The 21,235-nt window shown below is 43.9% G+C and carries 18 protein-coding genes, 4 tRNA genes, 1 rRNA gene and 2 pseudogenes; 6 read left to right on the top strand and 19 right to left on the bottom strand.

Annotation, left to right across the window (positions count from 1 at the left end; genetic code table 11):
- Window positions 1-22: 22 nt before the first annotated feature.
- From ispG to ACTNEW_RS00095, 7 genes and pseudogenes are all read right to left on the bottom strand, one after another.
- On the bottom strand, window positions 23-1,078 hold the full coding sequence (gene ispG / locus ACTNEW_RS00125; RefSeq protein ID WP_441056581.1) for a flavodoxin-dependent (E)-4-hydroxy-3-methylbut-2-enyl-diphosphate synthase: 1,056 nt from the start codon (window positions 1,076-1,078) through the stop codon (window positions 23-25).
- 70 nt (window positions 1,079-1,148) lie between these two features.
- Window positions 1,149-2,312, bottom strand: coding sequence for a toxic anion resistance protein (locus tag ACTNEW_RS00120; RefSeq protein WP_441056580.1), 1,164 nt, complete (start codon window positions 2,310-2,312; stop codon window positions 1,149-1,151).
- Window positions 2,309-3,571 (bottom strand): 5-bromo-4-chloroindolyl phosphate hydrolysis family protein, encoded by a 1,263-nt coding sequence (locus ACTNEW_RS00115; RefSeq protein WP_441056578.1) that lies wholly within the window; start codon window positions 3,569-3,571, stop codon window positions 2,309-2,311. Before ACTNEW_RS00115 ends, ACTNEW_RS00120 begins: the two co-directional genes overlap by 4 nt.
- A 37-nt stretch (window positions 3,572-3,608) precedes the next feature.
- On the bottom strand, window positions 3,609-4,103 hold the full coding sequence (locus ACTNEW_RS00110; RefSeq protein ID WP_441056576.1) for a VanZ family protein: 495 nt from the start codon (window positions 4,101-4,103) through the stop codon (window positions 3,609-3,611).
- Complete coding sequence (locus ACTNEW_RS00105; RefSeq protein WP_441056574.1) at window positions 4,104-4,592, bottom strand: dihydrofolate reductase; 489 nt, start codon at window positions 4,590-4,592, stop codon at window positions 4,104-4,106.
- A gap of 89 nt (window positions 4,593-4,681) precedes the next feature.
- Window positions 4,682-5,530: a thymidylate synthase gene (gene thyA, locus ACTNEW_RS00100; protein ID WP_441056572.1), complete on the bottom strand. Its 849-nt coding sequence runs from the start codon at window positions 5,528-5,530 to the stop codon at window positions 4,682-4,684.
- Window positions 5,527-5,742, bottom strand: a pseudogene (locus tag ACTNEW_RS00095) (DUF6783 domain-containing protein). Before ACTNEW_RS00095 ends, thyA begins: the two are co-directional and overlap by 4 nt.
- On the opposite strand from ACTNEW_RS00095, the pseudogene ACTNEW_RS00090 reads away from it, so the two are divergent.
- A pseudogene (locus tag ACTNEW_RS00090) lies at window positions 5,659-5,868 on the top strand (DUF6783 domain-containing protein); the annotation flags it as partial. The pseudogenes ACTNEW_RS00095 and ACTNEW_RS00090 overlap by 84 nt on opposite strands.
- A 173-nt stretch (window positions 5,869-6,041) precedes the next feature.
- Here the strand turns inward: ACTNEW_RS00090 and ACTNEW_RS00085 are convergent.
- The 7 genes from ACTNEW_RS00085 to ACTNEW_RS00055 all read right to left on the bottom strand — a co-directional run bounded on the left by ACTNEW_RS00085 (window position 6,042) and on the right by ACTNEW_RS00055 (window position 15,365).
- Window positions 6,042-7,067, bottom strand: a complete 1,026-nt coding sequence (locus ACTNEW_RS00085) for a branched-chain amino acid aminotransferase (protein WP_441056570.1) — start codon at window positions 7,065-7,067, stop codon at window positions 6,042-6,044.
- A gap of 99 nt (window positions 7,068-7,166) precedes the next feature.
- On the bottom strand, window positions 7,167-7,505 hold the full coding sequence (locus tag ACTNEW_RS00080) for a DUF308 domain-containing protein (RefSeq protein ID WP_441056568.1): 339 nt from the start codon (window positions 7,503-7,505) through the stop codon (window positions 7,167-7,169).
- 123 nt (window positions 7,506-7,628) lie between these two features.
- Entirely contained in the window at window positions 7,629-9,335 is a 1,707-nt protein-coding gene (gene malQ, locus ACTNEW_RS00075; RefSeq protein WP_441058070.1) for a 4-alpha-glucanotransferase, read from the bottom strand.
- Window positions 9,292-9,459, bottom strand: a complete 168-nt coding sequence (locus tag ACTNEW_RS00070) for a hypothetical protein (RefSeq protein WP_441056566.1) — start codon at window positions 9,457-9,459, stop codon at window positions 9,292-9,294. The genes malQ and ACTNEW_RS00070 overlap by 44 nt, the downstream gene beginning before the upstream one ends.
- Before the next feature lie 161 nt (window positions 9,460-9,620).
- On the bottom strand, window positions 9,621-10,550 hold the full coding sequence (locus tag ACTNEW_RS00065; RefSeq protein WP_441056564.1) for an alpha/beta fold hydrolase: 930 nt from the start codon (window positions 10,548-10,550) through the stop codon (window positions 9,621-9,623).
- A gap of 101 nt (window positions 10,551-10,651) precedes the next feature.
- Window positions 10,652-11,254 (bottom strand): TetR/AcrR family transcriptional regulator, encoded by a 603-nt coding sequence (locus ACTNEW_RS00060; protein ID WP_441056563.1) that lies wholly within the window; start codon window positions 11,252-11,254, stop codon window positions 10,652-10,654.
- Window positions 11,244-15,365, bottom strand: a complete 4,122-nt coding sequence (locus ACTNEW_RS00055; RefSeq protein ID WP_441056562.1) for an efflux RND transporter permease subunit — start codon at window positions 15,363-15,365, stop codon at window positions 11,244-11,246. The genes ACTNEW_RS00060 and ACTNEW_RS00055 overlap by 11 nt, the downstream gene beginning before the upstream one ends.
- A gap of 174 nt (window positions 15,366-15,539) precedes the next feature.
- Between ACTNEW_RS00055 and ACTNEW_RS00050 the strand changes: the two genes are divergently transcribed.
- From ACTNEW_RS00050 to ACTNEW_RS00040, 3 genes are all read left to right on the top strand, one after another.
- Complete coding sequence (locus ACTNEW_RS00050) at window positions 15,540-16,640, top strand: DUF5067 domain-containing protein (protein WP_441056560.1); 1,101 nt, start codon at window positions 15,540-15,542, stop codon at window positions 16,638-16,640.
- A 126-nt stretch (window positions 16,641-16,766) separates the two neighbouring features.
- On the top strand, window positions 16,767-16,982 hold the full coding sequence (locus ACTNEW_RS00045) for a DUF378 domain-containing protein (RefSeq protein WP_441056558.1): 216 nt from the start codon (window positions 16,767-16,769) through the stop codon (window positions 16,980-16,982).
- 1 nt (window position 16,983) lies between these two features.
- Complete coding sequence (locus ACTNEW_RS00040; RefSeq protein ID WP_441056556.1) at window positions 16,984-17,145, top strand: hypothetical protein; 162 nt, start codon at window positions 16,984-16,986, stop codon at window positions 17,143-17,145.
- Window positions 17,146-17,298: 153 nt separating this feature from the next.
- Here the strand turns inward: ACTNEW_RS00040 and ACTNEW_RS00035 are convergent.
- From ACTNEW_RS00035 to epsC, 3 genes are all read right to left on the bottom strand, one after another.
- Window positions 17,299-17,371 (bottom strand) — tRNA-Gly (locus tag ACTNEW_RS00035).
- A 5-nt stretch (window positions 17,372-17,376) separates the two neighbouring features.
- Window positions 17,377-17,447, bottom strand: a tRNA-Gly gene (locus ACTNEW_RS00030).
- A 123-nt stretch (window positions 17,448-17,570) separates the two neighbouring features.
- A complete protein-coding gene (epsC, locus tag ACTNEW_RS00025; protein WP_441056554.1) occupies window positions 17,571-18,503 on the bottom strand; it encodes a serine O-acetyltransferase EpsC in 933 nt (310 codons plus the stop codon).
- Window positions 18,504-18,647: 144 nt separating this feature from the next.
- On the opposite strand from epsC, the gene ACTNEW_RS00020 reads away from it, so the two are divergent.
- Window positions 18,648-18,735 (top strand) — tRNA-Ser (locus tag ACTNEW_RS00020).
- Between the two features lie 127 nt (window positions 18,736-18,862).
- Window positions 18,863-18,933, top strand: a tRNA-Trp gene (locus ACTNEW_RS00015).
- Between the two features lie 141 nt (window positions 18,934-19,074).
- On the opposite strand, the gene ACTNEW_RS00010 is transcribed toward ACTNEW_RS00015, so the two are convergent.
- Window positions 19,075-20,739 carry a glycoside hydrolase family 13 protein gene (locus ACTNEW_RS00010; RefSeq protein ID WP_441056552.1) on the bottom strand — a complete coding sequence of 555 codons (1,665 nt, stop codon included), beginning with the start codon at window positions 20,737-20,739 and terminating at the stop codon, window positions 19,075-19,077.
- Between the two features lie 386 nt (window positions 20,740-21,125).
- Window positions 21,126-21,235: ribosomal RNA gene (locus tag ACTNEW_RS00005) — 23S ribosomal RNA — on the bottom strand; the annotation flags it as partial.

Here is a 21,235-nt window from a genome sequence, read left to right as displayed (position 1 = left end):
TCTTTTTGCTTTTCTGAAACAATCATTCTCCCCAATGGAGCAGTTCTTCACGAAGCGTATTCAAAAGCTGATCTTCCGGTACTTTCCTGACGATTTCGCCGCCCTTGATCAGAAGACCGACTCCCACACCGCCGGCAATTCCAATGTCTGCTTCCTTCGCCTCACCAGGCCCGTTTACGACACATCCCATCACTGCCACTTTGATATCCAGAGGAATGTCCTGAACCATATCTTCTACCTGATTGGCAAGACCGATCAGATCAATCTGGGTACGGCCGCAGGTAGGACAGGAAACCACTTCCACACCGCCTTTGCGCAGTCCGAGTGTCTTAAGAATCCGTTTCGCTGACTTAATTTCTTCCAGAGGTGCTCCTGTAAGAGACACACGAATGGTGTCCCCGATTCCCTGATTCAGGATAATTCCAAGTCCAATAGCAGATTTGATGTTGCCGGAATACAGCGTACCGGCTTCCGTGATACCTACATGAAGCGGATAATCCGTCTTCTGTGCAATGATCTCATGCGCTTTTGCACACATCAGAACATCAGACGATTTAATACTGATAACCAGATTATCATATCCAAGATCCTCAATGATTTTCACTTTATCAAGAGCACTTTCTACGATACCTTCTGCTGTCACACCATGGTATTTTTCCACCAGTTCCTTTTCCAGAGAACCGCTGTTGACACCGACACGGATGGGAATATTCCGCTCTTTTGCCACATCTACCACTGCTTTGATACGTTCCGTACTTCCAATATTGCCCGGGTTGATACGGATCTTATCCGCCCCGTTTTCCATAGCGGCAATTGCCAGACGATAATCAAAATGAATATCCGCAACCAGAGGAATATGGATCTGTTTTTTGATCTTAGAAAGAGCCTGTGCCGCTTCCATTGTCGGTACTGCACAGCGGATAATCTCGCATCCCGCACTTTCCAGAGACAGAATCTGTTCTACGGTTGCCTGTACATCTTCTGTTTTTGTATTCGTCATGGACTGAATAAGGATCGGGTTTCCTCCACCGATTTTCCGGTCTCCGATCTGTATCACCTTTGTATGGTCTCTATACATATCTGCTCCTCCTTTGAGAGAAAAACGGAGCTGGTTTCCTCTGCGCAGCCCCGTGTTGTTCTCCTGTCTTTTAGCGTCTGATTTCCAGTAATTTATTCTTAAGATCATTCTCCATCCGGGCCATTTCCAGCTCTGCAGCCTGGCGTTTTTCCCTGCTCTCTTTCTGGATTCTCAGTACATCATCCAGTGTAGAGATCAGATCTGCATTTGTCTTTTTCAGAGTATCAAGATCCACAATTCCTCTTTCGGATTCCTTCGCAGTTTCCACTGATGCCATGTGAAGAGTTTCGGCATTTTTGCGAAGAAGTTCGTTCGTCACATCGCTTACCTGACGCTGCGCTGCTGCCGCTTCGGTAGAGTGCGCAATGCCAAGAGCCAGAACCATCTGACTTTTCCACAGCGGAATCGTATTCACAATGGTAGTCTGGATTTTTTCCACCATCAGGGTATCGTTATTCTGAACCAGACGAATCTGCGGCGCAGTCTGCAGCGAGATCATTCTGGTCAGTTCCAGATCATGGATCTTCTTCTCAAACCGGTTGCACTTGTCATCCATATCCTTAACTGCCTGTGCATCTTCCGGAAGTCCGCTGAGTCTGGCCTTTGTTTCCAGTTCTGTAAGTTTGCCGCTGCGTACCTCAGCAAGTTTCTTCTTACCTGCCAGAATATACATGGACAGCTCTTTGAAATAAGCCAGATTCTGCTGATACATTCTGTCCAGCATAGCAGAATCTTTCATCAGGCGAAGCTGATGCTGCTGGAGCGAATCTGTGATTTTTTCCACATTCGCTTCTGCCTTGTCATAACGGTTCTTCAATGTGGCAATCTTATTGGACTGTTTTTTAAAGAAGCCAAACAACCCTTTTTCTTCCTCTGCGTCAAAGCCTTTCAGTTCACTGACTACGCTGGTAAGAAGCTCTCCCACTTCACCAAGATCCTGGGTTCTCACACTGTTCAGCGCTTCATCCGAAAAATCTGCCATTTTTTTCTGTGTTCCGGCACCGTACTGCAGGATCTGATTGGTATTTTCGATATCGATTTTCCCTGCAAAATCATTTACCAGCTGTACTTCCTCCGGGGAAAGTACCATCTGTGCCATCTCTTTCTGAATGGGATCCATATCCGCCTGAGGTTCCATTACAGAAGCCACTTCCTGTTTCGGTTCTTCAATGGTAAGATCCGGTTCCAGCGTCAGAACAGGTGCTGCGTCAAAATCTTTAAATTCTTCTGTCATCGTTTTTCTCCTTCTTTCCTCAGTTTGTCAAAGTCATTGCCTGTCAGCCCTTCCTGGGCAAGTACGGTATTCAGAACAGATATATCACTGGACACATCCCATGCAGTATCCTGAAAAACAGAGTCCAGAAGTCTGGCAAAAGCTTCGTTCAGCGTATCCAGAGTTTTTTCGATTTCTGCCTTGGAATTTGTGATGGTTTCTCCCTGTATCGGCTGCCTGTCCATATCTTCATAGGCATCCAGAAGCTTCACCGTCATCGGAAGATAATAATTCATCAGGCGTTTCAGATCCGGAATAATTTCCGGATGCTCCTCTGCACGTTCGAAGATTCTCTGTACAATCTGTTCCATTTTTGATATTTTTGCTGAAATTTCCTCACCAGGAATCGCATCATTGCTCTCATGTATTTTTTTCAGGTATTCATTGCCCTTATCCAGAACTTCCTGAACCTCCGGTTTCCGGCTGTTCCGGGCTTCCAGGCGTTCCTGTTCCTTCGCTTTTCGCATTTCCAGCTGTTTCTGGGTTTCTTCATACTGACGATATGTCTCATTTGCCGTGATCAGGCAGGTTTCCTGTCTGTCCACATGTCCTTCCAGAAACCATCCGCTGCTGATCATTTTCTTGACATCTTTACGGACATATTTCACCGGTTTTTGTATCACTCTGGAAAGATCTTCTATATTGCAGTACGTATGTGTGCCCAGAGTTTTCACGTATTTCCGGAAACGTCCGATTCTTGCCAGTCCGCTGCAGCCACATCCCAAAAGCCCGCCGCCAGTGCAGACACCTACAAACATGACAGCTGCCGGACCAAAATTCGCGCTTCCCATCGCAAGCTGGAACAGCGAAACGGTCAGAAATCCGACTGTCATTCCTCCCGTCAGAATTCCTCCAAATACGGTATACAGAATGTTTTTCAATTTCTGTCCTGTCAGACTTCGATAAAGCTCCGGCTTCGCTTCCCATGGTTCTGCCACCTGGTACTCCGGCTGCGCCGGACGCCTGTTCAGTCGCTCAGACGCTCTCTGTCCCTGTCCGGAAGAAATTCTCCTCTCAGACGCGCGTCTGGTACCATTCCCGCTGTTCTGGTTCTTTGCAAGATTTTCCTGATACTGGCGAATCGTATGATTCACTGCCTGTGTGATATTCTGATTGAGTTTCTGATAGTTTTGGGAATCTATTGCTTTTTCTATAATATCCTGGACCTTATCCCCGATTTTTTCCAGATCATCCAGGCCGTTAAACTGCCAATCGTCCATGTTTTCCTCCCGTGTATCATCTACGGTTTCTTCGTTTTTATCTCTTTTTATCAGGATTGTGAAGAGTAGACCAGCAGAATGCCTGTACCAGCAGAATACCGATAAATGCTCCGATACTGTCAATTCCCACATCCCTCAGAGAAGGTCCCCGGTTCGCTACAAAAGACTGATGATATTCATCCATTCCTGCAAATCCCACGCAGACAATGCCAGCCAGCAGCATCAGCCAGAAGCCTCTGACTTTGTACACATACAACGGAAAAGAAATCGCGATGGCAAGAAGAAAATATTCGGTCATGTGAGCAGCTTTTCTCACATAATATTCAATATGATGTGCTTCCGCACTCAATTCCTCATATCCCTTTCCCGTATTCATTACCTCATTCTTGATCTCCACGATCTCATAGCTGACTTTATAACTCAGATTGCCGGAAACTTCCCCTGTCTGCGCTGAAAAATGATAGATCAGACACATCATCAGAATTGCCGGAAGAAAAGAAAGAGGTTTTAATAAACTGATGAAAAGCTTCATTTATTTCCTTTCGTATTTCACAAACTGGTATTCCAGATCAAAGTATGTCTGTTCCCCGCTTCTGGCCGTAATCTGCCATTCCGGCATCTCATCAAGATTCGGGAAATACCGGTCAGCCTCATAGGCAAAATCAATTTTTGTCACATGTGCGGTATCACAATAGGGAAGAAATTGCTGATAAATACTGTCACCGCCGATGCAGTATACATCCTCTGACGGATATTTTTTGATTTCTTCCAGAACTTCCTCTACTGTATGAAGCACAATGGCATCTTTTACATGATAATCTTTATTTCCGGTAAGGACAATATTTGTCCTGTTTTTCAGCGGAAGACCGTTCGGAAAGCTCTCCAGAGTCCTGCGTCCCATGACACAGACCTTTCCTGTGGTTTCCTGACGGAACATTTTCATATCCGCAGGAATACTCACCAGAAGACGGTTATCCTTGCCGATTGCCCAGTTTTTATCTACAGCTACAATTATATTCATTAAAATGTTCTCCTTTTTTACAGGTTATTCTCTCATTATCATACAGCATGCTGAAAAAAACTTTTTGTTCTTTTCAAATACTTTCTGTTTCAGATTGCTATGGGAATATTCTTGATCTGCGGCCATGTCTGGTAATTTTCCACGATCAGATCATCTGTGGTAAAATCATAAAAATTCTTCACTTCCGGATTCAGTCTGACCGTTGGTGCCGGATAGGGTTCTCTGGAAATCAGTTCTTTTATCACCGGAATATGGCGGTCATAAATGTGACAGTCAGAGATCACATGCACCAGCTCACCGGCTTCCATATCACAGGACTGGGCAAACATCATAAGAAGAATGGAGTACTGACATACATTCCAGTTATTGGCTGCCAGAATGTCCTGCGAACGCTGATTCAGAATCGCATTCAGCGTCAGTTTTTCTTTGCCCGGTTCCTTCGTCACATTAAATGTCATGGAATACGCACACGGATACAGATTCATCTCATGAAGATCCTGATGTACGTAAATGTTTGTCATAATACGGCGGCTGTAGGGATTGTTTTTCAAATCAAATAATACACGGTCTACCTGATCCATCATGCCTTCTTTATACTGATGCTTCACGCCCATCTGATAACCGTATGCCTTGCCGATCGAGCCTGTCTCATCTGCCCAGCTGTCCCAGATGTGGCTGTGAAGATCATGAATGTTATTGGATTTCTGCTGCCAGATCCAGAGGATCTCATCCATAGCGCTCTTCAAGGCTGTTTTGCGAAGAGTCAGCGCCGGAAATTCCCTGCGCAGGTCGTATCGGTTTACAACGCCAAATTTCTTAATCGTATATGCAGGAGTTCCGTCTTCCCATACAGGACGTACTTTCTCTCCCTCTGTGCTGGTGCCGTTGGCAATGACATCCTTGCACATATCAATAAATATATGGTCTGCTAAACTCATGGTATCCTCCTTATTGGTGACTTGCATAAAAATTGTACCACATTTCCTGACGAATTCCTAGAGCGTGTTTGAAAATTGCTTTCCGACAGATGTGCGTCACAATTTGTGGGAAATTTGACTCAAATGAGGGAGGCATAGCGGGCTATGTTGACCGAATGCGAGGCAAATTTCCCGCAAAGTGGGGCGTGCAGATGTCGGGAATGAATTTTCAAACACGCTCTACTGTTTTGACTGTAAGTTTTCCGATAAAATATTACTGTTGTTACTGTAATGTGAAAAAAAATCCTGCCCGAAGGACTTTCTTATACTACAGGAAAGGGCTTCTCACTTTCCTGTAGTATAAGAAAAGCTTCTTCCGAAGTCTTCCGTCCATATCAGACTCTGTACTTCGAAAGAAGCCTTATGTATGTTTTTCTGTATGTGTTTCTGTATATTTCTCTGTGAATTTTTCTGACATGGATCACAGCATGAAATCTTTCCCTGCTGTCAGCCACACGTTTCACTTCTGTAATTATTCGATTACTTTCAGCCAGCCTTCCGGTGCTTCAATGCGTCCCATCTGGATGCCGGTCAGTGTTTCATACAGTTTTTTGGTCACCGGTCCCATTTCGGTCATGCCGCTCGGGAAGCAGATTTCCTTACCGTGGTCAACAATCTTTCCTACCGGAGAAATAACTGCTGCAGTTCCGCAAAGACCACACTCAGCAAAATCTTTTACTTCATCAAAATATACTTCTCTTTCTTCTGCTTCCAGACCAAGATATTCTTTGGCAACATAAATCAGAGAACGTCTTGTGATGGACGGAAGAATACTGTCAGACTTCGGTGTTACTACCTTTCCGTCTTTGGTTACAAACAGGAAGTTTGCTCCGCCGGTCTCTTCTACTTTGGTACGGGTAGCTGCGTCAAGATACATATTCTCATCATAACCCTGATTATGTGCATCCACGATTGCATGTAAGCTCATGGCATAGTTCAGACCAGCTTTGATATGACCGGTTCCATGAGGTGCAGCACGGTCAAAATCACTAACACGGATTGTGATCGGTTTTACGCCGCCCTTGAAATACGGTCCTACCGGAGTGGTAAATACGCGGAACTGATATTCATCTGCCGGTTTTACACCGATTACCGGATTGGAACCGAACATATACGGACGTACATATAACGTTGCTCCGGAACCGTATGGCGGTACATATGCTGCATTGGCTTTAATTGTCTGTACAACAGCCTCAACAAAACGATCCTGCGGGAAAACAGGCATTTCCAGTCTCTTTGCGGAGTTTTCCATACGCTCTGCATTCAGGTCCGGACGGAAAGTAACAATGCGTCCGTCTTCCGTAGTATATGCTTTCATGCCTTCAAATACGGTCTGGGCATACTGAAGAACACCTGCACATTCACTGATAGTCACGGTGTCATCTGTAATCAGTCCGCCTTCATCCCAGGCACCATCTTTAAAATTAGATACATAGCGATAATCTGTCTTCATATAACCGAAGCCAAGGCTGCCCCAGTCAATGTTCTTTTTTTCCATAACAATTTTCCTCCAATCGCACTTCTTATTATCTATTTATCTTTTTACCATTTTAAAACTTTTATGTGATAACTTCAATGATAATTTTTATTTTTTTTATTATTTCTCTTCCTGTTCGTCAACTTCTTCGGATGCCTCTGCCTTCTCCTGTGCTTCTCTCTCCGCTTTTGCTTTGTCATTGTAATTTTTAATGGCGAGAAAAACCAGGACAGCTCCCAGCACAACAAATACAGCTCCGGCAACGAAAAAGCCCCAACTGCTGTCTTCTGCTCCAGCCAGAACATTTTTGCAGAGCGTATATCCTGTATAAAGAAGATAACCGCCGGCACAAACCCACAAAATCAAACTGCGATTAGGCACCGGCTGTTTTTCCTTACTTTCTTTTTCCGGTTCTATATTCTGTTCCATATCGTCGATCTCTTTTTTCTGTTCTTCCATGTAAACTTATCCTTCCTTTTTTCTATCGCCGCTGCGGATCTTCTGTTCTTTTCACAAAACAATGTTTTCGTGTGGCATTCTTTCCGCATACAGATTATCCTCAGCTTTCCTAGAGCGTGTTTCCTAAACTTCAGTTTCAGCAGAACTTGTTTCCTGGATTTCTTCAGAAATCTCCTCTTCTGTCTCCGGAAGCGTAGAAAGTGGATTTCTTCCATAAATTCTGGTAAGTTCTCTCATATGATACAGCGTGATCTCAGAAATCTGTCCCTTGGTCATCCTCCATTTCCAGTTATCTCCCAGAGTCGACGGTGCATTGATCCTTGCTTCATTTCCAAGACACAGATAATCCTGAATCGGAATGATCGCAAGTTCTGCCACACTCGCCATCGCCGTACGGATCAGCGCCCAGACACAGTCATTCACAGGATTCTCATAACAGGAAATGTATTCTCTCACAAATTTAAGATCATGTCCCTGAAGATTTTCCAGCCATCCCTTGGTCGTTTCATTATCGTGCGTTCCTGTATAAACAACACAGTTTTTGTCATATTGATACGGAAGATAGGTACTGCTCTCAGAGCCGTCAAATGCAAACTGGAGAACTTTCATTCCGGGGAATCCGCTCTCCTCCAGCATTTCAATCACACTGTCTGTAAGAATTCCAAGATCCTCTGCAATCACATTCAGATTCTCTACCTTCTCTTTCAGCACATGAAAAAGGTCCATTCCGGGACCTTTCTCCCATTCGCCATTTTCGGCAGTCTCATCTCCATAAGGAATCGCATAATATTCATCAAATCCGCGGAAATGATCGATACGGACAACATCATAGCGTTTCATGGAATGTTCCATACGTCGGATCCACCATGCATAACCTGTGCTTTTGTGGTATTCCCAGTTGTACAGCGGATTTCCCCAGAGCTGTCCTGTTGCAGAAAAAGCATCCGGCGGACATCCGGCTACCGCAACCGGTATATTTTCTTCGTCAAACTGAAACAGCTCCGGATCAGCCCATGTGTCTGCACTGTCAATTGCCACATAGATCGGAACATCTCCAATGATACAGATTCCCTTTTTGTTTACATAATTTTTCAGTTCTTTCCACTGTTTAGTAAAGAAAAACTGCTGGAAACGGTAAAACTGAATTTCCTGTGCAAGCCGTTCTCCTGCTTCCTGAAGAGCTTCCGGTTCGCGGTTTTTCAAACTCTTCGGCCATTCCATCCAGATGATTCCGCCAAGATCATTTTTGATTGCCATATACAAACAGTAATCTTCCAGCCAGTCTGTATTTTCTTCCACAAACTCTGGAAAACCTTCTTCATTCTCGCTGTCCCATCGTTCAAAAGCCAGCCTGAGCAGTTTAAAACGGAATTCATACATCTTGGCGTAATCTACATAGCTTTCACTGCCGCCCCAGTCGCACTCCTCACATTCTGCTCTGGTCAAAAGACCTTTCTCAACGAACTCGTTCAGATCAATAAAATAGGGATTTCCTGCAAATGTAGAAAAGGACTGATATGGAGAATCCCCGTAACCGGTAGGCCCCAATGGCAGAATCTGCCAGTATCGCTGTCCTGCCTCCACCAATTGATCTGCAAACTCGTACGCCTCTTTCGAAAAACAGCCGATTCCGTATTCTGAGGGAATACTGGAAATCGGCAGCAAAACTCCGCTGGCTCTCATCTCTCTATCCTCCGTGTTTTTCATAATCTTTGTATAAACTGGGATATTTTCACTATTTTTTTCATCCCTGATTGTAACATTATACCAATATCCCTTCCAACGGTCAACGTTTTCCCCCGTAAAATGTTTGAGACTGAGGAAAACAATCCTCAGTCTCAATTCTCACCAGTTCACTCTGCTCTGTCCGTTCCGCTGACTGTCTTTTTCCGCAGCTTACCAGAAATGCCACGCACAAAAGAACCAGCAGAAGTATCACACCGTTTTTGTGCATATCCTGCTCCTTTCCCGAAGGATGCGGATTCGCTCCTGCACCCTGCGTGATCGGTATAGTTATTTGCAAAACAACGCATGGGTATGCATCAAACCCGGAGGGCTTTTGTATCATAGGCAAATGCAAAACACTTTTTTATGATACAGGAAATAATCCAGCTATCAGAACCCTTTCTTTCTCATATAGGTAACGATATCACGATAAACCGTCGTCTTCTCTTTTTCATTCAGGATTTCATGACGCATATGGGGATATAATTTCCCTTTTACATCCACATAACCGGCACTTCGCATCTTCCTGACAGCTGATGCAAATTTGCGGACACCGCCCATACACGGATCTTCTGCACCACTGATAAACAGTACCGGCAGTTTCGGATTCGTACACTTCCAATGTCTGATGTCATAAGCCCTCTTAAGAAGACCAAATAATGCAAGATATGCATCATCGGAAAAAGTAAACCCGCAGAGTTCCGATTCTGCATAATCTTTATAAACCTGTGGATCCGAACAGATCCAGGCATTTTTATTTTTTTCCTTTCTGAACGGAATCACATAAGTTCCAAATGACATAAATTCCAACAGATGGCTCTTATGGTGCGGGCCGAAGATTTTCTTCTCCGCTCCTGCAATAAGCTCTCCCAGCGGTCTGAACGGATTTTCCTCCGGAGTTCCGCATATGATCAGCATATCCATACAGTCATCATGCATTGCCGCAAATGCACGGACTGCAAGAGACCCCATACTGTGTCCGAACAGAATCAGCGGAAGTCCCGGAAATGTTTCCCGGATTCTGCTGTTCACAGTTCCAATATCTTTTAGAAGTGCATCTGCACCGCCTCCATACATATACCCAAGATCCCTCTTGTTCCGTACACTTCTGCCATGCCCTCTGTGATCATGGATCACAGTTACATATCCCTTTTCTGCCAGATACTCCATAAAAGGCAGATATCGTTCCTTATTCTCACTCATACCATGAACAAGCTGAACAACTCCACGGTAAGGCTTCTCATTGGGAAGCATTGCCATGATCGAAATTCTCAGTCCATCTGCTTCTGAGCAGAAATAACTTTCGTATTTTCTGTACATTTGCTCACATCCTCTTCATCCTGAAATATCTTTTGCCACTGTACACTCCACAGCAACTCTTTTTCTTTCACCCGATGTAACATGAAAAAAACTTTTGTCATTCATCCAAGGCTTTTCATTATATTATCACACAAAAATTCTTTTGTCATTGAAATTTCTGATTTTTTCAGAGATGTGACGGCTGTCTGATATACAAAAAACCCCAGAAACTGTGACAATATCTGAAGAGTTGCCATTTGATCAGAAATTTCACTGCGCACGAATTTTTCTCTGCGTCCAAGCTGTACAAGATGTACCAGAATTTCCATCATCACCGCATATACCCCATTCTTTTTTTCAGATTCACAGGTACATCCGGCTTTCTTAGAAAGATCCCCGGTCTGCTTCAATACCTGAAGAATCAGTTTCCGGCTGTCACAGGTCTCTGACAGCCAGTCGAAACATATATGCAGAGCTGTTTTATAATTTTCCTGCTCTGCAACACGCTCTCTGAGCATATGAAACTGCAGCAGACAATTATAGTGCATTGCCTTGCTCACAATTTCCTCTTTGCTCCGAAAATACTCATAAGCTGTTCCCTTACCGATTCCGGCACATTCTGTAATGTCGGATACTTTCAGCTTGTGCAGATCTCTGCCTTCATCCAGAAGCTGCCATACCGCCCGGTACATGGCAAGGACTTTTTCATTTCTCTCAATCTCCATCGTCTGTATCCTCCAGTCTGATCTCATCCCGTTTGTATTCTTTCCTGTTCAGCATATCATAAATACACGGTACCACAAACAGAGTCAGCAAAGTACCATAGATCAAACCTCCAATCGTAACAATCGCCATAGGCTGAACCATACCGCCTCCCATGCCCATTCCTGCAGCCATCGTAGACAGACCCAGAATCGTAGTCAGAGCTGTCATGATAATCGGGCGGAAACGATCCTTTCCTGCCTGTATCAGAGCGTCCCGCTTAGACATGCCATCCATGCGCAGCTGATTTGTGTAGTCAACAAGCACAATACCATTATTTACAATGATACCTGACAGCATAATAAAACCAATCATCGCAATCACGCTCACATCCATTCCGGTAACCAAAAGTCCCATAAATCCTCCTGTAAATGCCAGAGGAATGGTAAACATGATAATAAACGGAGACAACAGAGACTGGAACTGTGCAACCATAATCAGATACATGAATACAAGAGCCAGTACAAGCATCAGCATCAGCTGTCCCATCGCATCATTAATGGTTTCATCTTCGCCCTTCATTTCCATCGTATATCCATTTGGCATTTCATAATCGTCCAGTTTTTTCTGTACATCGGCACTGACAAGACCAATATTATACCCATTGGCAATCTCTGCACTGACGGTCATATACCGAGACTGGGCATCACGGGTGATTGTCTGGGGACCCGTCGCATCTGTAAATTCCGCAATATCCGAAATTTTAATTTCCTCTTCCTCGCCGTCTGTTCCCGTCACTTTGATTTTCAGATTCTGAATATCCTCCCTGGTAAGTTTTTCATCCTTTTCGTCACGGATATAAACACTGTAGTCTTTGTCAGCAGCAGACAGTGTTGTCGCGGAAGATGCCTCCGCAATGCGTGCCTGGATTTCCTGATATACCTGCGCTACGGTCAGTTTATATTCCATGGCCTTTGCTTTGTTGACAGAAATACGGAATTCTGCATCCGTATCTTCCTGTCCGTCTGATACATTCTGTGTTCCTTCTGTATCTGCCACAATGGCAGCAATATCTTTCGCAATGGAAGCAAGTTCATCCAGTTCTTTTCCCTTAATTCTCACCTGAATACCGCTTCCGCCAAGGGAGCTCATATCCATGGACTGTGTAGAAACGCTTACTTCACATGGACAATCTGATGTTCTCTTAAGAATCTCATCCGCCAGTTCCTCTCCGGAAAGTTTTTTATCTTCTTTTAAAAGCAGATAAACGCTGACGGAATTGGTATCGGAAGAACTGCCTCCCATCATACTGGAGACTCCGCCTCCGCCTGCCATTGCTCCGATACTTTCAATATCCTCAATATCTTCAATCTTTGCAATCACTTCATCCGCACAGGCAGTTGTCTCCGCAAAAGGTGTCCCTTTTTCTGTAGTGATCGTCATCGTTGCCTGCGTGCTTTCCATTTCCGGCATAAAAGACGTACCTGCTTTCAGCGCAGCTGTCATGCTTCCTGCAAATAATCCGATTGCAAGCAGAATCACAAGGAATTTCACTTTGAGCGCACCGCCGAGGATTTTTCCATAGGCATTGCGGATTGCATCCAGAATACGGAATTTCTTCGGTTTCGCCTTTTTCAGCAGTCCGGATGACATCATAGGCACCAGAGTCAGTGCCACGACCAGACTGGCAAACAATGAATAGGCAATCGTCAGTCCCATATCCACAAAAAGCTGCCGGGTGATTCCCTCCGTAAACACAATCGGGGCAAATACGCAAACCGTTGTCAATGTGGAAGCCGTAATTGCTCCCGCCACCTGCTGTGCACCTTCAATAGCAGCTTTTCTGGCAGGTACACCATTCTGACGCATACGCTGGATATTTTCAATAACTACGATTGAATTATCCACCAGCATACCGATTCCCAGCGCAAGTCCGGAAAGGGAAATAACATTCAGCGTAATTCCGCTGAAATACATCAGAACAAACGAGGCAACAACACTGATCGGTATGGAAAAGGCAATCACAACTGTCGGTCTGATATCCTTCAAAAAGAGCAGAAGAATCAATACAGCCAGTATCGCACCGGAAATCATATTCTTCATAACCGAATCCACAACAAGGTCAATATAAACACCCTGATCCATCAGTACGGAAAAATGAACGTCCGGGTTCTCTGCTTCGATCTCATCGATTCTCTCCAGAATCGTATCTGTCACATCACCTGTAGAATAACCTGTCTGTTTTTCTATAGTCAGCATGACTCCCGGATTGCCGTTCAGACGGGCATAAACTTCATCACTGTCATCCCATATCGTAATATCCGCAATATCTTTCAACCGAATCGGATCGAGACCATCCAGCCCCAGATCAAGAAGAACCAGATCCTCGAGATTCTTAATATCTTCGATCTTATCTCCCACACGTACCAGATATTCATTGTTTCCTTCCTGTATGTATCCTGCAGGCATAGAGAAATTCTCTCCTGCCAGTATTCCCCTGACCAGATCGGAGGTAATAAGATTTTTCAGATTTGTCTGATCTTTTGCTGCTTTCTTTGCCTCCTTCAGCTGTTCTTTGCCGGAATCCAGCTGTGCCTGCGCTTCCTCCATTTTTGATTCATTCTCTTCTATCTGCGTGGAACCTGATGCAAGCTGTGATTCTGCCACACTCATATCAATAGAAGCCAGAAGCTTCCTGGTATCCATTTCAATCTTACCTGTGGATAGCTGCTGTTTTCCTGAAGCGATCTGCTTTTTATAGGCATTCAGTGTTTCTTTGCCGGAATCCAGCTGCGCCTGTCCTTCTGCAAGGGCCTGCTCCTTAGTGCTCAGATCTTCCAGTGTATTCCACAGACTGGTCGTCTGTTCCGTAATATAAGCCAGAGCCTCATCTGCGGAATCCTTACCGACAGAGGATGCAATCTGATTCAGCTGATCATTCAGTGCTGCCTTCTGAGCGGAAAGAGTTGCCTGCGCATTCTGCACATCGGAAAGATTCTGCTCCAGAGATGCCCGCTGTTCCTGAAGACTGGCTTTCATTGTCTCATAATCCAGCGCTTCCGGATTCATTTCCAAAGCAGCAAGCTGCTGGTCAATCCCATTGATTCCCTCCGTAATGGCAGTCAGGTTCTGCGAAAGTCCGGCTTCCTGCTGCTCCAGTCTGCTGATTGCCTGCTGAAGCGTCTGAATGCCCGTCTGTGCAGACCCCAGCTGACTCAGTGCATCTTCTGCCTGCGTCCTGCCATCTGCAAGCTGTGTACGGGCAGAATCCAGCTCTGCCTGTTTTTCTTCCAGAAGCTTCTCCTGTTCCTGAATCTGAGCTTCTCCCGCGGCAAGCTGATTCTCCGCCTCCATCATCTGCTGAGTACCCTGGGCAATTCCCTGAACCATCTCATCCTTGCCGCTCTCCAGCTTCGTCCTGCCCTCTTCCAGTTCATCTTTTCCTTCCTGAAGCTTCTCCAGTCCTTCATCCAGTTCTTTCTGCGCATCCTCCAGTTCTTTTTCCTTTTCCTCAAACTGCTGATCAATCGCTTTCATGACCTTTTGATTGGCACTTGTAATTTTATCCTCACGGATCAGAACATCCACGCTCTCTGTAATATTCCCTGTAGTGGAAACACTTGCCACACCTGCAACACTTTCCATCTCAGCTTCGATCTTCTTCTCCACATAGTCCGTCACTTCTGTAGATTCCAGACCGTCAATCTCTACTGCTGCAACCATGATCGGCATCATGTCAGGATTCAGCTTCATAATCATCGGTTTGCTTACGGAATCCTCCCAGTATCCGCTGATCTGGTCCAGCTTTTCACGGATCTCGATAGTTGCCGAATCCATATTCGTAGATCCCTGAAATTCCAGTATTACCAGAGATACATTTTCTCTGGACTGTGAGCTGACATTTTCAATATCCGATACGGTCGCCATTGACTGCTCAATCGGCCTGGTAACCACAGTCTCCACAGTCTCCGGGCTGGCTCCCGGATAGGTTGTCATAACAATTGCATATGGCAGATTCATGCTTGGAAGCAGGTCTGTATTCATTTTTGTAAAAGAAACAGCTCCAAGAATCAGAACCAGAACAATCGCAACTACTACCGTGTACGGTTTCTTAACACTATAACGTGATATCATAACGTTCTCTTCATCCTCCTGCCATTATTCCGACCGGCTGGTCAGTCATGTTTCAATTATATGTCTGCCGATTTCCATTGTCAACAAATTCTATCGTATGCTATAATGCTTTTGTATGAACAGGTTACTGTCTACTTCCGTTCTCAGTAACATAAACAGAATTGAGGAGGTTTTATGGATACAACAACACAGGAAACAAGGGAAGAAAAAATACCTGACAAAAAGAGAAAAAAGAAGAAAAAAGGCCGCACCGGGTTCATTCTTCTTCTGGCAATTATTATCCTGGCAATTGGCGGAGCAGGCGGTTATTATTTCTGGGCTCGCCTGCAGCCGGAAAAAACCGTAGAAACTTTTCTTGCAGATATGCAGAAAATGGACTTTGACGGAATGAGCACACAGCTGCAGAGCAATGACCTTTCTGCTCTTGATGATGCAGATATCAGAGATGATGCATACACGGAATTTTTCCAGGGCATCAATCAGAAAATGACTTATAAAATCCGCAAAAATGTTTTTAACATTCAGAACGGTACCGCAAGTATCACCGTACGAATCCGATATATTGACGGATCTGATATCTACAAAGAGACCATTACGGAATTTTTACGACAGATTGTTTCCACTGCTTTTTCCGGTACGGAACTGACCGAGGAAGAAACCCAACAGAAACTGGCTTCCATTCTCAACGAAAAATCTTCAACCGTAGAAGATAAATTTACAGAAGCCGATGTCACCTACCCTGTCATCAAAACAAACAAAGGATGGAAAATTGTTTCTCTTGATGATGAAACAGTCAAAATTATGTCAGCGAATTTTAAAAATGTACAGGATGAAATCAATCATGAACTTATCGGTCTCGAGGAGGATTCCAATACTTCCGTCAGTGATACTCCGACAGCTTCATCTGATTCCATTGATATGACCAATGAAAAATTCACCATTCATTACACCAAGCATACGATTTCCACTGATTTTGCGGGCATTCCCTGTCTGCTGGTATATTATGATTATACCAACAACAGTACCTCACCATCCAGTGCCATGGTCGATGTCAATCTTCAGGCTTATCAGAACGGAGAAGCACTGTCCGCTGCTATTCCTGAAGCCACGGAAGACGCCATTGACAAATATATGGAAGAAATTGAGCCTGGAAATACCGTGAACGTCTGTCAGGCATTTTCCCTGAATGATGAATCAGATGTTACCCTGCATGCAGGAGAAGCATTTACGTTCGGCGGCGGAACGACTACATCTCAGATTCTGAAAGTAAAATAACCGGACTTCCTGCCAGACATAGGAACGACTGTTAATTTTTGAAAAGAATGTATGATTTTACCAGAAAAAATCATACATTCTTTTTTATTTTCTGAAGATACTATATCCAAGAAAGGATGGTGACTTATGGGAAATAGATTTTTACAGTATTTTTCACTGACAGTGGCTCTGATTGGCGCAATCAACTGGGGGCTGATCGGATTTTTTAATCTGAACCTGGTTTCGCTGCTCTTTGGCAGCATGAGCTGGCTTTCCCGGATTATTTACGGACTTGTAGGGCTTTGCGGGTTGTACCTGTTCACCTTCTATGGTCAGATTGACCGTGAAAGCGAGGGAATCTGATATGGAAGAGGCTTCAGGCAGATCAACAGACAACTTTTCGGATTCTTTACAGATTGCTGAACTTCCGGATGCCTGTCTGAAAAAGATCCATGAATTTGAAAGAGAATTGAATAAAGAAGGCTATTGGAATATTGCGCTGGTCGCATATCAGCTGAAGGGCTAGAGGATCAGCCGCCTGCAACGGACCGCTTCAGCTATATATTTTCCCTCCGCCGCAGGGCAATCCTGCCCGGAGGGCTTTTTTTTATATTACAGGAAAATGCGGAGCACTTTCCTGTAATATAAAAAAAAGACTTCGAATCATCGAAGTCTTAAGAGCGATAGACGGGGCTCGAACCCGCGGTCTCGACCTTGGCAAGGTCGCGCGTTACCAACTACGCCACTATCGCATAAGAGCGGGTGATGGGAATCGAACCCACGTATCCAGCTTGGAAGGCTGGTGTTCTACCATTGAACTACACCCGCATATCGCTGTGAGCTTTGTTGTTTCTGTGCTGTTCGCTACAACGATATGAAGTATATCCTATTTCTTTCTGTTTGTCAACAGTATTTTTGAAATTTTTTTATTTTTTTTGAATTTTTTATTTTTCAGTTTTCCCAATCCCAGACATTGGATGCTGAAACACTGTTTCTCGGCTTCTTGATTACCAGTTCCGGACTCTTGGCACTGACTTTGGTATTGGCAGGAATTGATTCTGTAATAAATGTATTACCACCAATAATCGTATTTTCCCCAATTACCGTTTCTCCTCCGAGAACCGTAGAGTTGGAATAAATCGTTACATTATCACCAATCGTCGGATGACGTTTGACATTTGCAAGCTGCTGTCCCTGTCTGGTGGAAAGTGCTCCCAGAGTCACACCCTGATATAATTTCACATTATTGCCGATTTCCGTAGTCTCACCGATTACGACGCCGGTTCCATGGTCAATGAAAAAATACTCTCCGATCACTGCACCCGGGTTGATATCGATTCCTGTGCGACCATGTGCATATTCTGTCATAATTCTGGGAATATGCGGAACTTTTTCCACATAAAGGATATGCGCAAGGCGATATACATAAATTGCCATCAGTCCCGGATAACATACAATAATCTCCTCTTTGCCTTTGGCTGCAGGGTCCCCGTCAAATCCGGCCTGAACATCCTTCAGAAGCATATTCTGCACCTCTGGCAGTTTCTCAAAAAAGCCGGCACAAACCTCTTCTGCATGTCTCGAAATTTCTTCGGTATCTCCTTCCGGATTCTCATAAAGAAATGCAATTTCGATCTGTTCCTTCAACCGGTCATACAGACTGTTCAGTCTGGAACCCACATAGTATTCCGGAAACATTTCAGCACTGGAATCTATTCCAAAATAGCCCGGAAACACTACCGGACGAAGTTCTTTCACGATATCGATCACCACTGCGCGATTAGGAAGCTGTCTTCCGTTTATCGGCAAAAACAGATCCTCTCTGCGATAATGATCGGTCAATTCCTCCACAGCTTTCAAAATCGCTGTCTTTTTATCTTTCATAATTCTCTCCTCTTTGCACTCATGTCATTACTTTATGATATTACAGTATTCTTTTTTCGTCAATAAGTAAAAAAAGAATTGACCTTTTGACTGTCAGAAGATATAATGAATCATGTCGGATATTTTTCGGAAATATTCGTATACGGAGATGTACCCAAGTGGCTGAAGGGTCCGCACTCGAAATGCGGTAGGTCGGGTAACCGGCGCGAGAGTTCAAATCTCTCCATCTCCGCTTTACTTTCCTGCAGGAATCTGTCTGGCTGCTGTTCACAACAACTCTGTCCGGAATTTATCTGTGATTTCTGCAAGTCTTTTGCTTGACAAATGCATCTATTGCATGTATAATTGCAACAGAACATAGGGGATTGGTCAAATGGTATGATAGGGGTCTCCAAAACCTTTGGTGGGAGTTCGATTCTCTCATCCCCTGCTTTTTATTTTTATTATTTAGAAAACAGCTGCTTTACAGCAGCTGTTTTTTGTTGTTCAATTATCTGATTCTGCAACCTCTTCATACATTTATTACGGATCCGCAGCTTCCATCCGAAATATTTTTGAACATCTGCGAATCTTAGCGATAAAGCACAAAAGCTTCATATGGTTTGAGTGTCATATTCTCTTTTTCATAAGAATGATCCATATTGGAAATCAGACATGTTGCATTACGGAATTCTTCAGGAAGTACAAATTCCTGTTCTGAAGCAGTGAAATTACATACCGTAAGCAGTTTCTCACCATCAAGTTCTCTTGTGTAAACAAAAAGATTTTCATCATCCGGAAGAAGCAGTTCATATTTTCCATAAACGATCAGAGGATACTGTTTACGCAGTGCGATCAGTTTCTGATAATAATGGAAAACAGAGTTTTCATCTGCCAGCTCGGCTTTTGCATTGATATCTTTGTAATTTGGATTTACATGAATCCATGGTTTTCCTGTGGTAAATCCGGCATTGGCTGTATCGTCCCACTGAACCGGTGTACGGGCATTATCTCTGCTGACAAGCGTAATACATGGCCAGAATTCCTCATGACTGACAATTCCGCTCTCACACCATTCCTTATAAGCATTCACACTTTCAATATCACAAAAATCTGCCGGTGATTCAAATGGATAATTGGTCATTCCAAGCTCTTCACCCTGATAAACATAAGGTGTTCCCTGCATCATATGAAGACAGGTAGCAAGCATTTTTGCAGAACATTCCCGATACTGTGCACTGTCATTCCCAAAACGGGACACAACACGCGGCTGATCATGATTATCCCAGAAAAGACTGTTCCATGCTTTTCCATAAAGTTCTGTCTGCCATTTTGTCAGAATCTGTTTCAGCTTTGGAAGCGGCATAATTTCATCCGTCCATTTTCCATATTTGCCATGCGCATCCACATGTTCAAACTGAAATACCATATTCAGCTCGTGAGAATCCTCTCCGGCATAAAGCTTCGCCTGATCAATCGTTACTCCGGCAGTTTCTCCGACTGTCATCAGATCATATTTGGAAAGAACTTTTTCGTTCATTTCCTTCAGATATTTATGTACATTCGGTCCATGGATACAATAAGGGCCAAAATCACCATACAATTCCTTTACTTCCCCATCCGGCATTTCTTTTGTTTTGGAAATCATGCTGATGACATCCATACGGAAACCGTCAATTCCCTTTTCACACCACCAGGTCATCATATCAAACACTTCCTGACGCACCACAGGGTTGTCCCAGTTCAGATCCGGCTGCTTCTTGGAAAACAGGTGCAGATAATACATTCCTCTGTTTTCATCGTATTCCCAGGCAGGACCTCCGAAGCAGGAACCCCAGTTGTTTGGCGGCTGATTTCCCTCTTTGCCCTCTCTCCAAATATAGTAATCGTGATATGGATTTTCTTCGGCTTTACGGCTCTCCACAAACCATCTATGCTCATCGGAAGTATGGTTTACAACAAGATCCATCACAATTTTCAATCCGCGTTTATGTGCTTCCGTCAGCATCTCATCGAAATCTTCCATGGTTCCGAACTCTTTCATGATTGCCTGATAATCACTGATATCATATCCATTGTCATCATTCGGAGACTGATATACCGGTGACAGCCAGATTACATCGATTCCAAGCTCTTTCAGATAGTCCAGCTTAGATGTAATTCCTTTCAGATCACCGATTCCATCCCCGTTGCTGTCCATAAAACTTCTGGGATAAATCTGATAAACAACCGCTTCTTTCCACCAGTTTTTTTCCATTACTTTTATCCTTTCTATCTTTCAGATTTTTAACAGTTCCGCAGATAAAATACGAAATGCATCGAACTGTTATAAAAGCATTATAACTGTTTTCATAAGAAAGCTCTTGCACCATTTTGTATAATAATAACACAATCTTGACTTTTTGATTCTTTTATGATCTGATTTTACATAAAAAATAACAGATATCGTACATAAATCTGTATCTAAACAAAATTTTCACAAAAATTCCTGCCTGATGAGCTTTTTATTATATGACAGAAAAATGCGATACACGTTCCTTTTTAGGCAAAAAAATAACAGCTGTCTCCAGCTGTTTTCTTTCCTTGCATCTTCAAAACTACATACATGTCTGACATTTCCCTGAAAATCTCTTAACCTTGCTTTTGGACAAGCCCTCGACCGATTAGTAGCAGTCAGCTCCATACGTTACCGTACTTCCACCCCTGCCCTATCTACCTCGTCGTCTTCAAGGGGTCTTACTTCTTTCGAATGG

This window comes from Blautia sp. HCP3S3_G3 (genome assembly GCF_052063365.1).
GTDB lineage: Bacteria > Bacillota > Clostridia > Lachnospirales > Lachnospiraceae > Blautia_A.
The sequence above is the reverse complement of the archived record's forward strand: the minus strand, read 5'-3'. Positions and strand labels throughout refer to the sequence as shown.

Coding starts and splice junctions, on each gene's coding strand:
- ACTNEW_RS00085 (WP_441056570.1), bottom strand. CDS start 7,067: ATGGAAAAAAAGAACATTGACTGGGGCAGCCTTGGCTTCGGTTATATG.
- thyA (WP_441056572.1), bottom strand. CDS start 5,530: ATGAGTTTAGCAGACCATATATTTATTGATATGTGCAAGGATGTCATT.
- ACTNEW_RS00040 (WP_441056556.1), top strand. CDS start 16,984: ATGGAAGAGGCTTCAGGCAGATCAACAGACAACTTTTCGGATTCTTTA.
- ACTNEW_RS00070 (WP_441056566.1), bottom strand. CDS start 9,459: ATGCACAAAAACGGTGTGATACTTCTGCTGGTTCTTTTGTGCGTGGCA.
- ACTNEW_RS00065 (WP_441056564.1), bottom strand. CDS start 10,550: ATGTACAGAAAATACGAAAGTTATTTCTGCTCAGAAGCAGATGGACTG.
- ACTNEW_RS00050 (WP_441056560.1), top strand. CDS start 15,540: ATGGATACAACAACACAGGAAACAAGGGAAGAAAAAATACCTGACAAA.
- ispG (WP_441056581.1), bottom strand. CDS start 1,078: ATGTATAGAGACCATACAAAGGTGATACAGATCGGAGACCGGAAAATC.
- ACTNEW_RS00110 (WP_441056576.1), bottom strand. CDS start 4,103: ATGAAGCTTTTCATCAGTTTATTAAAACCTCTTTCTTTTCTTCCGGCA.
- ACTNEW_RS00060 (WP_441056563.1), bottom strand. CDS start 11,254: ATGGAGATTGAGAGAAATGAAAAAGTCCTTGCCATGTACCGGGCGGTA.
- ACTNEW_RS00120 (WP_441056580.1), bottom strand. CDS start 2,312: ATGACAGAAGAATTTAAAGATTTTGACGCAGCACCTGTTCTGACGCTG.
- ACTNEW_RS00115 (WP_441056578.1), bottom strand. CDS start 3,571: ATGGACGATTGGCAGTTTAACGGCCTGGATGATCTGGAAAAAATCGGG.
- ACTNEW_RS00105 (WP_441056574.1), bottom strand. CDS start 4,592: ATGAATATAATTGTAGCTGTAGATAAAAACTGGGCAATCGGCAAGGAT.
- ACTNEW_RS00045 (WP_441056558.1), top strand. CDS start 16,767: ATGGGAAATAGATTTTTACAGTATTTTTCACTGACAGTGGCTCTGATT.
- epsC (WP_441056554.1), bottom strand. CDS start 18,503: ATGAAAGATAAAAAGACAGCGATTTTGAAAGCTGTGGAGGAATTGACC.
- ACTNEW_RS00010 (WP_441056552.1), bottom strand. CDS start 20,739: ATGGAAAAAAACTGGTGGAAAGAAGCGGTTGTTTATCAGATTTATCCC.
- ACTNEW_RS00055 (WP_441056562.1), bottom strand. CDS start 15,365: ATGATATCACGTTATAGTGTTAAGAAACCGTACACGGTAGTAGTTGCG.
- ACTNEW_RS00080 (WP_441056568.1), bottom strand. CDS start 7,505: ATGGAAGAACAGAAAAAAGAGATCGACGATATGGAACAGAATATAGAA.